The following is a 12,047-nucleotide window of genomic DNA, read 5'->3' on the forward strand; positions in this document are numbered from 1 at the left end:
CACAGTCGGACAGCGGGGCTTGGGGGCGGGACCAGACCGGAGGACTGGTCAGATGGCCGCTTCCACCTTCTCCGCCTCGTCGGCGGCCTCCTGGCCGGTGGAGGTGTCGGTGAGGGCGGCCAGGTAGCGCTCGGCGTCCAGCGCGGCGGCGCAGCCGGTGCCGGCGGCGGTGATGGCCTGGCGGTAGGTGTGGTCGACGACGTCGCCGCAGGCGAAGACGCCGGTGAGGGAGGTGCGGGTGGAGGGCGCGTCGACGACGACGTAGCCGGCCTCGTCCAGTTCCAGCTGCCCGGTGAACAGCTCGGTGCGCGGGTCGTGTCCGACCGCGATGAACAGGCCGGTCATCGGCAGCTCGCTGGTCTCACCGGTGACGGTGTCCCGCACGGTCAGGGCGGACAGCTTGGGGCTGCCGTGCAGTTCGACGACCTGCTTGTTCCAGGCGATGTTCAGCTTGGGGTCGTCGAAGGCGCGCTTCTGCATGATCTTGCTGGCGCGCAGCTCGTCGCGGCGGTGGATCAGCGTGACCGAGCGGGCGAAGCGGGTGAGGAAGGTGGCCTCCTCCACGGCGGAGTCGCCGCCGCCGACGACCGCGATGTCCTGGTCCTTGAAGAAGAAGCCGTCGCAGGTGGCGCACCAGGACACGCCGCGTCCGGACAGCTCCTCCTCGCGGTCCAGACCCAGCTTGCGGTAGCCGGAGCCGGTCGCGATGATCACCGCGCGGGCCCGGTGGACGTTGCCCTCGCCGTCCTTGACCGTCTTGATGTCACCGGCCAGGTCGACCTCGATCACGTCGTCCGCGACCAGCTCGGCGCCGAACCGCTCGGCCTGCGCCCGCATGTTGTCCATCAGGTCCGGGCCCATGATGCCGTCGCGGAAGCCGGGGAAGTTCTCCACCTCGGTGGTGTTCATCAGCGCGCCACCCGCCGCGACCGATCCCTCGAACACCAGCGGGTTGAGCGAGGCACGGGCCGTGTACAGGGCGGCGGTGTAGCCGGCCGGCCCCGAGCCGATGATGATCACGTTGCGGACGTCGCTCACGGGAGCAAGCCTTCCTTGTCGTCGTGGCCTGGGCCGGGCGGGGGCGGCCCTGGGGAACCGTACGGTCGCGCCGAGTGGGCTGCCGGTTCCTTCTCCCGCCGGCGCCTGTCTCGCTTCCGCTCCCCTCAACGGAACCCAAGCGTCGCACATTCCCGAGCCGCCCCCGCCGCCGGTGCCGCCGTCGGCGGGCCGCCGGTCCCGGGGGTTCACCCCGACGCACCGGACACCCGGGGGCGGCCGGTTGACGGGCGGGGAGAGCGGACGGGTGGCAGGGCCCGGCACTTTGGCCGGGCTGGGGCCGGACGGCTCAGCGGGTGTCCGCGCGGCTCAGCGGGTGACGGTGCGGTGCACGGCCGCGGCGGCGTCCGCGTCCGCCGGGCAGCCGGCCGGAACCAGCCAGACGTCCAGCAGGGCCGGGTCGCCGGCGTCCTCGAAGACCAGCACGGCGACTGCATCACCCTGGTACGTGCCCTGGTCCACCGCGATCGGGGAGTCCCCGGCGCGGTCCGTGGCCGCCACCAGACAGCCCAGCTCCTCCGGGGAGAACCGCCCGGACGGGTCGGTCGGTGGCTCCCCCGACGCCTCGTCGCCACCCCACATCTCCTCCTCGCCGCCGGAGCCGGAGGGAACGCGGGACGGGGCCGCGGAGGGCGCGCTGTCCGGCGTCCCCATCGTCTCGAAGGAGTCGGAGGGCTGCTGGTCGGGCGTTTCCGGGACGTAGCCCAGGCCACCGGCGCCGGGCGCCTGCGCCTCGACCAGGGCGCGGACCAACTCGTCGAGGTCGCCGTCGGTGTACTCCCGCACCGCCCCGGCCTCCGGAAGGCTCCCGCCGAGGTCCGCAGTCGCGGCGGCCTCGGAGTCGGCCGAGTCACCCCCCGGGTCGACCTGCTGGAGCAGGCCCACGCCGGCGATCAGGGCGAGCACCACGCCGGAGGCCGCCAGGCCGAGCCGGAGCGCCCCCGGGAGCCGTCGGGAGCCGCCGGGGGACCGGTGGGCCAGCGGGACGGCCCTGGGGCGCCCGGCGGCCCGCGCGGGGCCGTCGCCGCGTTCGGTGGGCCGGCGGCCCGGCACCGTCTCCGGGGCGTGGCCCGGGGCGGAGGCGTCCGCCGCGGAGCCCGCCGGTTCCACGTCCGACGCCGGGGCGGCCTCCTCCTCGGGCCGACGCCGAGCGGGCGCCAGCGAGGTTCCGCGCAGGGCGGCCAGTTCGGCCTGGAGTATGGCGACGTCCTCGTCGGACAGACCGAGCCGGCGCGCCTCCTCGATGTCCTCCGGGGTGAGCGCGTCCAGCTCGGCCGCCTCCACGTCGAGCGGGGGCGGGGCGAGCGGGGCGTGGTCGAGCCGGGCAGGGTCCTCCGACCGGTCCGGGCCGTGCTCCCCGGCGGGAGCGTCCGCCTCGTCGCCGTCCGGGCCTTCGCCGGTGCCGGGGGCGGGCGAGCTCAGCAGGGCGTCGAGGAAGTCGTCCAGCCCGGCACGCACCTCCTCGGGCATCGGCCGGGGGCCGAGGAGGTCGCCGAGGGACTCCGACACGGACGGCAGGTCGTCCAGCACGGCGGCGCAGTCCGGGCACGCTTCCAGATGGATCCGGAGCTCTCGTTCGCGCGCCGCGGGCAGCAGCCCTTCGGCCAGGTCCGCGAGGGCGTCCACGTCCGGGTGGCCGGGGTGGCCGGGGTGGCCGGGGTGGCCCGGGTGGCCGGCGGAGGTGGCGGAGTCGGCGCCGTTGCCCGGCATCGCCGGAGTGCCGGGGGCGTCCGGGGACTCCGGAGTCTCCTCCGGACGGTTGGTGTCGCTCATGGCGCCGTACCTCCTCCCGAGTCCGCGATACGCCCGGCCCCGGTGTGTGCCGTGGATGTGACGCCCGAGGGCCGACCTGGGTTCCCTCCGCCGCCCGTGCCCTTCCCCGCGCCCTCGTCGCCCTTCCCGTCGTCGGACGGCGCCGGCTGGCGGAGGTGGCGGACCAGCGGCAGGAGCCGGGCGCGGCCCCGGGCGCACCGGCTCTTCACCGTGCCCGTCGGGACGCCCAGGATCTCGGCCGCCTCGACCACCGAGTAGCCGTCCATGTCCACCAGGGCGAGCGCGGCGCGCTGCTCCTCCGGCAACTGCGCCAGCGCGGCGAACAGCGCGCGCTTGCGCTCGTCGCGCTCCACCACGGCGTCCGGCGGCTCGGAGCTGCCGAGGACACCGTCCCAGCTCTCCACCTCGTCGGGCAGCGGCACCGCCCGCCGCACCGCGTTCCGGCGCATCCGGTCCAGGCAGGCGTTCACCACGATGCGGTGCAGCCAGGTGGTGACGGCGGCCCCGCCACGGAACCGGTGCGCCGCCCGGAAGGCGGACAGCAGGGCGTCCTGGAGCGCGTCGGAGGCCTCCTCCGGGTGGCCGGTGGTGCGCAGCGCGACCGCCCACAGCCGTTCGCGGTGGCGGCGCACCAGCTCCCCGAAGGCGGCGGGTTCGCCGGCGCGCCCCTGAGAGCCGGCGAACCGGTCGAGCAGCTCGGCGTCGTCGAGGCGGGAGAGGTCGGCGGCACCCGACGGCGACGCGGCGCCGGGGCGCCCGTCTTCCTCCCCCGCCATTCCCGCCCCTTCTGCCGTGTTGGTGTCGATCAGCCGGTGACCTCGATCTCGGAGATCCTGGCACGCCACGTGCTGCCGGTCTCCGGCGGCAGCTCGGTGATCCACACGAGAAGGTAGCGCGTTTCCACCGGGCTGTCCGGGCTGAAGATGACCTCACCGGCGCCGCTGCCGGACGCCACCACCTCGTAGTCGTCCGGCGAGCCGGTGGGCATGCGCGTGGTGCCGGTCGGGGCCGCGCGCAGCTCGGCACGGGTGTCGCCGGCGCTGAAGTCGACGGTCACCTCGCCCACCGGGCGCTCCTCGCCGAGGTCCAGGATGATGCCGACGCCGTCCTTCTCGTTGCCGAAGTTGGGACTGCGGTAGTACCGCATCGTCTGCCACTCGGTACTGCTGTCCCCGTCGATGACGTTGGCGACCTCGTCACCGTTCTCCTCGCCGTTGCCTCCCACGAGACCGTTGTCCACGCTCGGGTCGAAGTCCTGAGCGCTGTCGACGGCGATCGGCTCGCCGGTCAGCACGGGCGTCTCCGAGGCCTCCGGCGAGGTCTGTCCCGGGGTGGGCGAGGAGGAGCTGTTCGGGTCCGGGTTGCCGTTGACCGCCTCCAGCAGGCGGTTGGCCACCGTCCAGCTGCCCACGCCGAGCGCGACCAGCAGCACCATCGAGAGGATGAGCTGCACCGCCCGCACCATGAGCCGGCGGCCGCGGCGCGGGCGGCGGGCCGGCGTCGCGGCCGGGGCCGGGGGGCCCGGGCGGAGCGGCGGCACGGGGCCTCCGGGCTGCGCCACGACCGGGCGCGGCTGCCGCGGCGGCACCTGGGTGCCGACGTGCCGGGTGGTGCCCGCCACCGGGGTGGTCGGGCGCTGGGCGGCCGGTCGCGGGGTGCCGGCGGCCGGTGGGGTGCCGCCCGGAGGGGTGCGGCGGGCGGGCACGGTCGGAGCCGCCGGGGTGTGGTGGGTGGCCGCGGTGCGCGGGGCGGCGGGACGGGCCGGCGGGGCGGCCTTGGTGCGGGGCTGGTAGGCCGTGGGCGCCTCGGACGCCGGGGGGCGGGGGCGGCGGATGCCGGTGAGCAGCTTGGCCAGTTCCTTGGGCGTGCCGACCGGGCCGCGGCCGCGCTGCGGGGTGTCGGTGAGCGCCAGCAGGGCCAGCTCGGAGAGCTCCCGGTGCACGCCGGCCCGGACGTGGTCCGGGGCGACCAGCCGGCCGCCGTCCCGCGGCACGCCCTTGAGCTCGTGCGCTCCCTGCTCGGTGGGCCAGCGCCCGCAGAGCGCGGCGTAGAGCAGGGCGCCGACGGCGCGGGTGTCCTCGCGCTCCGCCTCCTCGGAGGTGAGGCCGTGCAGGGCGGCGTCCACGGCGAGGCCGCTGATCCGGAACTGGGCGCCGTCGCTGTGCTGGACGGCGGACGGCACCAGGCGCAGGTGGTACAGGCCGGCCTCGTGGGCGGCGTTGAGCGCCTCGCACAGCTGCCGGACCATCAGGTAGGCGACGTGCGGCTCCAGCGGGCCGTTGAGCAGGGTGCGCCCGAGGTCGACGGCGTCCGGCACCCACTCGCGCACCACGTAGGCGGTGCCGCCGGCGCGCACGGCGTCGAGCACCTGGATGAAGCGCGGGTCGGGCAGCAGGGCGGCCTTGCGGGCGGCGCCGAGGACGGTGGCGGCGCGCGGGTGGTCGGCGTTCAGCAGGTGTATGCCGACCGGGCGGCGCAGCTTCTCGTCGACCGCCTTCCAGGTGCTGAAGCAGTCGGTGCGGGTGACGCACTCCTCCAGCCGGTAGCGGCCGGCGAGGCGTTCCCCGCTGTGCACCTCGGGCGGTGGTGGGCCGCCGGCGGGCGTGGTGGGGCCGTCGGGGAGCCCGGGGACGCTGTGCACGGCGGTGGCGCCGGCCGGGGTGGGCGCGGCGGCGGGGGGCTCGGCGGTGCGCGTGGGGACGGTGCGGGCGGTGGGGGCGTCCGTGCGCGCGAGCGGGGTGGTCCTGGTGTCGAGCCCCGTCTTCCCGTCGACCTTCCCGTCGACGGCCGACCGGTCCGCCCCGGCCGCCTGGTCCGACCCGGCCGACCGGGTGGAGGGCTCGGGTGCGGATGCCGCCTCGGGGGAGTTGGCGAGGGCCTCGGCGTCGTCGTCCCCGACGGCGTCCATCACCACGGTCGCGGCCGGCTCCGCCGGTCGGCCATCCGGGTCGTCCTTGGAGGCGCCCTCCCCGGAGGCGTCGCCACCGGAGGCGGGTTGGTCCTCGTCGTCGGCGCTGTCGTCCCCGTCGCCGGTGGGCTCCGCCGACGGTGGGCCCGTCCGGGTGTCGGTCGGCGGCGCGGCCTCCGTGTCGTCGTCGGCCGTGGACACCTCGGCGGCGACCGCCGTGCCGTTCACGCCGGCGGCGGCGTGGTCGTGGTCCGCGCCGTTCAGCGGTGCGTCCGGGGCGCCGGCCGCCTCCTTGTCGGCGTCGGCCAGACCGACGGCAGCCTTCCCGTGATCCACCACCGTCGTCCCTGCCTCCCCGCGTCGATGAACTGGGAACAGCCGCCGGCCCACCTGGCCGCTCGGCGCCTCGGGTCTTACGATCCACCCGCTCCCGGGGGCAATTGTGCCCACTTCGCCCGCTCTGGTTCGAGTCGTGACGGACCGGGAAGGTTGTAGCGGGCCGAACAACCTGATGGAGCGAATCCCTGTGTGGTCCGTCACGCGTGCACCGTGACGTGGTGCCCGACCGTGCCGGGGCCCGTGCCCCGTCCGTGCCCGGCGTTCCGGGACGGTCGGCGCTCCGGGTCACCTGCCCAGTCGGTTGCGCACCATGCCCACCAGCGAGGTCAGCTCGTCCACCCGCATGCGCTGCGCGAGCAGGACGAACACGGCCACCAGCACCACCGATCCGGCGACGAACGACGCGGCGGCGCCGAGCACGGAGGTGCCGAGCAGCGACTCCAGCCAACGTGCCGTCACGAAGGCCAGGGCCGCCGCCGGGAGGCAGGCACCTACCAGTCTGACGTACGTACGGCGCACCCGCGCACCATCCAGGTCACCGACGCGCTTCCGTAGCCTTCGGGCCGCGGTCACCATGCCGACGACGTAGGCGACCCCGTAGGCGAACGCCATGCCGGTGACCGCCCACTGCGCGGGCAGCAGGAAGTAGGCGACGGCGGACAGGCCGGCGTTGCTGAGCGCCACCCACACGGTGTTGAAGAACGGGGTGCGGGTGTCCTCGTAGGCGTAGAAGCCGCGCAGCAGCACGTAGGTGGCCGTGTAGGGGATCAGGCCGAGGCCGAACGCGGAGAGCATCCAGCCGATCATCCGGCCCTGCTCGGCCCCGGCGCCGGCGCCGAAGAGCAGCATGCCGATCCAGGGGCCGAGGGCCAGGAACGCGAACGCGGCCGGGACGATGGCCACGGCCTGGGTGCGCAGCCCGTAGGAGAGGTCGTCCCGGACGGCCGCCGTGTCGTCGTCGGCGGCGGCGCGGGAGATGCGGGGCAGCACGGCGGTCATCACCGACACGGTGATCACGGCCTGCGGGAGCTGCCAGATCAGCAGGGCGTTGGTGTAGGCGGCGAAGCCGGCGCCGGCGGTGATGCCCTGCTCGACCGCGTTGGCGTTGGCCGCGGTGGCCAGCTGGGTGACGACCACCATGCCGGCCTGGTTGGCGAGGACGAACAGGAACGTCCAGCGGGCGAGCCGGGCGGCCTTGCCCAGGCCGTGGCCGCGCCAGTCGAAGCGGGGCCGGACCCGGAAGCCGACGGCGCGCAGGTAGGGCAGCATCGCCAGCGCCTGCACCACCAGGCCCAGCGTGGTGCCGATGCCGAGCAGCCGGACGGCCTCGGGGCTGATGTTGTCGATGGTGACGCCGGAGCTCCGGGCGGGGCCGAAGACCAGGATGAAGGCGGTGAACGCGGCGATGATCACCACGTTGTTCAGCACCGGCGTCCACATCATTGCCCCGAAGCGGCCGCGGGCGTTGAGGATCTGGCCGGCCACCACGTGCAGGCCCATGAAGAACACCATCGGCATGACGTACCGGGTGAACGCCACGGTGACGTCGAAGTCGCGCGGGTCGCTGGCGAGCTCCGGGGACATCAGCCGCACCAGCAGCGGCGCCCCGACCACCGCGGCGGCCACGCCGACGCCGGTGACCACCATCACCAGGGTCAGCAGCCGGTTGGCGTAGGCGTCGCCGCCGTCGTCGTCCCGCTTCATGGCCTTGACGAGCTGGGGGACGAAGACGGCGTTGAGCGCGCCGCCGCCGATCAGGATGTACAGCTGTGTTGGCAGGTTGAGGGCCACCTGGTAGGAGTCGCCGAGGAGCAGGGTGCCGATCGCGGCCACGACGACCAGGTTGCGGACGAAGCCGGTGAGCCGGGACACCAGGGTGCCCGCGGCCATCACGGCGCTGGAGCGCAGGATGCCGCCCAGTCGGCCGCCGCCCTTGCGGGCGCCGGCCGACTGGGCGGTCTCCGCCCCGGGCCCGCCCGGGGCGCCCTTGCCGGTGTCCGCGGCGCCGGCGGCGGGTGGCGGGTCGCCGAAGACCTCGGCGGCGGCGACCACGTCGTCGCCCGCGGGGTACGGCGTGGAGGTGTCTATCCGGCCGAGGTGGCGGGTGCCGTCGTCCAGGGCGCCGTTCGGAGCGGCGTCGGGCGTGCCCTGGTGGGGATCCTGGGGCTGGTGGGGATCGTGGGGATCGTGGGAGCCGGATGGGTAGGGGGCGTAGGGATCGGCCGGGGGCGCCTCGCGGTAGAGGTAGTCGTAGCCGGCCCCCTCGGCCTCCGGCAGGTCCTCCACGCCGACGTGGCCGGGCGCCGGGGCCCCGCCGTAGCCGCCGTGGGAGCTGTACGCGCTGTAGCCGCCGCCGTAGGGCTGGGCCTGCGGGTCGGCGGGGTGGTGCCCCGGATGGCCGCCGGGGTGGCCGGAGCCGTAGCCGGGGTCGTACGCCGGCCCGTGGCCGCCCTCGGCCGGCAGCCGGCCGGCCGGGTCGTCGTAGGCCGGGTAGCCGTCGGGGGTCACGTACGCGTCGGGGTCCGCGTAGCCGACCGGGCCGCCGTTCGGGTACCCGGCCGGTTCGCCGTAGCCGCCGACCGGGGCGGCGGCGTCGCCGTACTCACCGGGGGCGTACTCCCCAGGGGCGCCGGGCCGGCCGGAGGCGTCGTCGTACGGCGGGGTGCCGCCCGGGGGCCCGGAGGGCCGCCCCTGGGGCGGCCAGGCATCGTCCCTGTCGTACGGCGCGTTCATGCCATCCCTGCCTACGGTCATGTGCGGCACCGCCCCGCCGACGCGGGGCGCGTGCCGCTTCCACGGTTCCCGCGCGTGCGCGGGTGAATATCGATGGTCTCACCCGAACGCGGGAGCCCGGGACCGCCGGGGACGTGTCCGGCCGGGATCACCCGGCGGAGCCGCCGCCCTTCCCGTCGCGTCCGCCCTGGGCGCCGTCCTCCCCGGGCGGCTCCTCCGTCGGGCGCGCCGTCGCGGAGCCGTCCTCGGAGGAGTCGTCCGGGCGGGTGTCCTCCACCGGGGAGGCGCCCTCGCCGGCCCCCTCGGGGGTCTCCTCCTCCACCTCGATGGTGCCGCCTTCGGCCCCGGCCCCCGCGGCACGGTGCGCCCGCGACCGCTTGACGTACATCCGGAACACCGCCAGCGTCACCAGCAGCAGGCCGGTCCCCAGCACCAGCAGCACGTTGTTGCCGATCGTGGTGACGTTCACCTCGAACCGCAGCGGGTCGCCGTACGGGCGCCCGTCCGCCGTGTACAGCTGCGCGGTCACCCACACCCGGCCGTTCGCCTTGGCGTCGACGGTGAACCGGCGCTGCTCCCGGGACCCGGCGGCCACCTCCACCTGCGCGGTGTCCGGCGTCAGGGTGACCCGGGTCGGCTGGCTGGAGGTGAGCCGCAGTTCCAGCCCCTGCACGGGCTGCTGGAGGTCGTTGATCACGGTGATCGGGATGGTGGCGCTGCGCCCGGAGAGCGTCACGTCCTCCTTCGGCGGGATGTCGATCAGCGAGCGCAGGCCGTCCAGCTCGCCGTTCACCACCGTGAGGTACTCCTCCTGCTCCTCGGGGCGCCCGCGCCAGGCGTTGGAGAGGGAGAGCAGCACCGCCGGGGTGAACGGCTCGACGACCCGGTCCGGCTGGGTGAGCACGTCGGCGAACTGCGACAGGGAGGCGTCCAGGTCGGCCGTGGTGTCCAGGTTGCCGACCGGCAGGTCCCGCGCGGCCGTCTGCTCCGGGTAGTCCTCCGCCGGGGGGACCGTGGACGGCGCCCCCTCGGTCGGCTCGTTCCCCAGGGCGTCGCTCACCCCGGTGCCCTCCACCCAACCGCGCTCCAGCGCCGCGCTCACCGCGCGGTGCAGCGCCTGGGCGGTGGTCGTGGTCATCTCGCGCGGCGGCATCACGGTGAGTCCGCGCTGCGCGCTCGGCGCCTCCATGGTGATCAGCAGCGTCTGGGCGAGGAACTCCTGAACGGCCAGGGTGGCCCGGCTCTGCCCGTCGGCGCCGGTGAAGTCCGCGGTGAACAGTGCGTCCACCGCGGGGTCGGAGACCAGGGCGGTGGTGTCGTCGGAGAGCCGGCGGACGGTGTCCGGGGTGCGGTTGAGGCTCTCCCCACCGGTCACCGAGTTGCCGGACAGCAGCAGCGCGTTGGCGCCCGTCGTCCGCGCCGTCTCCACGATGGCGGGATCGGCGGCGCCCTCGGCCGGCCAGGCCACCTCGGTCAGGGCGCCCTCGCCGATCACCCGCTCGGTGGTGTCGGCGCCCATCGAGACGGCCTCGGCCAGTTCGTCGGCGAGCCGCGGGGCGACCGAGCCGGCGCGGGAGAGGGAGGCCAGGTCGGTGTCGCCGTAGGGCAGGGAGACCAGGTCGTCGCCGTCCTCGCCCTGGGTGGCGGTGCGCAGCGCGTCCAGCCACGCCCGGGCGGCGGGTCCGCCGGTGCCCACGCTGCCGGGGCCCTCGGGGACGGTGGGCGTGGCCGAGGGCTCGGTGGTCTCCTCGGCGTCCCCGGTGTCACCCGCGGGCTCACCGGATGGCTCCTCCGAACCACCCGCCTCGTCCGGATCGCCCGAGGGCGACGCGTCGGCGTCATCGCCGTCGCCGTCGCCTGGGGTGTCCTGCGACTCGTCGTCGGCGGCCTCGTCGGAGTCCGTGGGGCCGTCGGGGGAGGGCGAGGCGGAGTCCGAGGGCGTCGGGGAGTCGGTGGGCGGGGAGGCCGAGCCGTCCTCCACCCGGTAGGGGCGGGTCATCGCGTCCACGGCGTCCAGCAGGGCCGGGTCCACCACCCAGCTCACCGGGAGGTCCGAGCCCAGCTCCACCAGCGTCTCCAGCCGGCCGCCGTCGTAGACCTCGGCGGCCAGTTCGTCGTCGGGCAGCAGCGGGGTCTGCGCCGCGTCGTCGAGGGTGCGCCCGGTGAGCGCCGGCTCCTCCACCAGGGGCCACAGCACGGTGAGGCGGGTCGGCTCGATGTCGGTCGGCTCGGGGAACCAGGGCAGGAAGGTGCGGGCGATGCCCAGCACCTGCGCCCAGGGCCGTTCGGAGGTCTGGCCCATGGCGTCGACGCTGAACTGGTAGACGCCGTTCTCGCCCACCCCGAGGGTGTCCGCGGCCACGGTGAGCTGGAACTGCACCGAGCCGCCGGGAGGCACGTCCGCGGTGGTGGCCTGCACCCCGTCCACCCGCTCACCGTCGCCCGGCACCAGAGAGGTGCGTTCTCCGACGGCGGCGATCTCGCTGCGGCTGCCGAACGGCCCACCGCGGCCGATGCGGACGCCCAGGTTCACGTCCCGCAGCGTGCTGGAGCCCGGGTTCACCACCCGGCCGCTGATGATGATGGTGTCGCCCTCGGTGGGGGCGACCGGCGTCATGCTCTCCAGCACCACCTCGGCGGGCAGGCCGGTGGAGGTCTCGGTCGGAGACGTCGTCTGCTGGACGCCGGCGGACGTTCCGGTGGCCACACCGGTGGCCACACCGGTGGACGCCCCGGTGAACGTGCTGCCGGCCGACCCGCTCACCGGGGCGGCGTTCGCCGGGGCGGCGACCGCGAGGCCGGGAAGCGCGGCCGTGGCCAGCAGCGCACAGGAGAGCAGGGTGCCCAGCGCGCGCCGCGGCGACGACGCGGCGCGTCCGGGCGCCACGTCGGCTCGTGCCGGGTTGCCGGGCCGGCGGGCGGTCTGCGGCGCCGCCGGGCGCGTTCCGCCGAGGGCGTGCCGCCACTGCCACTGGGGTGCCGAATCGACCACGCGCCTTCGCCGTCCTCGCTGAGCTGACAGGGCTGTGCTGACAGGGGTTTTGCGATCCCGGTGCGGACCGATGGGGGTGTTCGTCCGGACACCGCGACGCGGATCCCGGCGTGTGCCCGCGCGCGACGCGCGCCGCATTCCGCACCACGAGGTTTCACGCGCGGAAAGCCCCAGGGGGTTCCCACGCATCCGGGTGAAGATCGTCGGAACATCCGGGAAACGGACCTGCCACGCCCGCCTCGACGC

Annotated in this window: 6 protein-coding genes; all 6 read right to left on the minus strand. The window is 75.5% G+C overall.

From position 1 onward, the window contains the following. Positions 1 to 48 precede the first annotated feature (48 nt). The gene (gene trxB, locus FHU37_RS11860; RefSeq protein WP_179814154.1) at positions 49 to 1,038 is read right to left on the minus strand and encodes a thioredoxin-disulfide reductase; all 990 of its coding nucleotides are present in this window, start codon (positions 1,036 to 1,038) and stop codon (positions 49 to 51) included. Between the two features lie 327 nt (positions 1,039 to 1,365). Continuing rightward, complete coding sequence (locus tag FHU37_RS11865; RefSeq protein ID WP_179814155.1) at positions 1,366 to 2,829, minus strand: RsmA family anti-sigma factor; 1,464 nt, start codon at positions 2,827 to 2,829, stop codon at positions 1,366 to 1,368. Further along, a complete protein-coding gene (gene sigM / locus FHU37_RS11870) occupies positions 2,826 to 3,605 on the minus strand; it encodes an RNA polymerase sigma factor SigM (protein ID WP_179814156.1) in 780 nt (259 codons plus the stop codon). Before sigM ends, FHU37_RS11865 begins: the two co-directional genes overlap by 4 nt. A 29-nt stretch (positions 3,606 to 3,634) precedes the next feature. Further along, on the minus strand, positions 3,635 to 6,073 hold the full coding sequence (locus FHU37_RS29530; protein ID WP_179814157.1) for a protein kinase family protein: 2,439 nt from the start codon (positions 6,071 to 6,073) through the stop codon (positions 3,635 to 3,637). Positions 6,074 to 6,361: 288 nt separating this feature from the next. Beyond that, positions 6,362 to 8,809, minus strand: coding sequence for a murein biosynthesis integral membrane protein MurJ (murJ, locus tag FHU37_RS11880; protein WP_179814158.1), 2,448 nt, complete (start codon positions 8,807 to 8,809; stop codon positions 6,362 to 6,364). Positions 8,810 to 8,957: 148 nt separating this feature from the next. Further along, entirely contained in the window at positions 8,958 to 11,801 is a 2,844-nt protein-coding gene (locus tag FHU37_RS11885) for a DUF6049 family protein (RefSeq protein WP_179814159.1), read from the minus strand. Between the last annotated feature and the right edge of the window lie 246 nt (positions 11,802 to 12,047).

The sequence above is a fragment of the Allostreptomyces psammosilenae genome, from assembly GCF_013407765.1.
Taxonomy (GTDB): Bacteria; Actinomycetota; Actinomycetes; order Streptomycetales; family Streptomycetaceae; genus Allostreptomyces; species Allostreptomyces psammosilenae.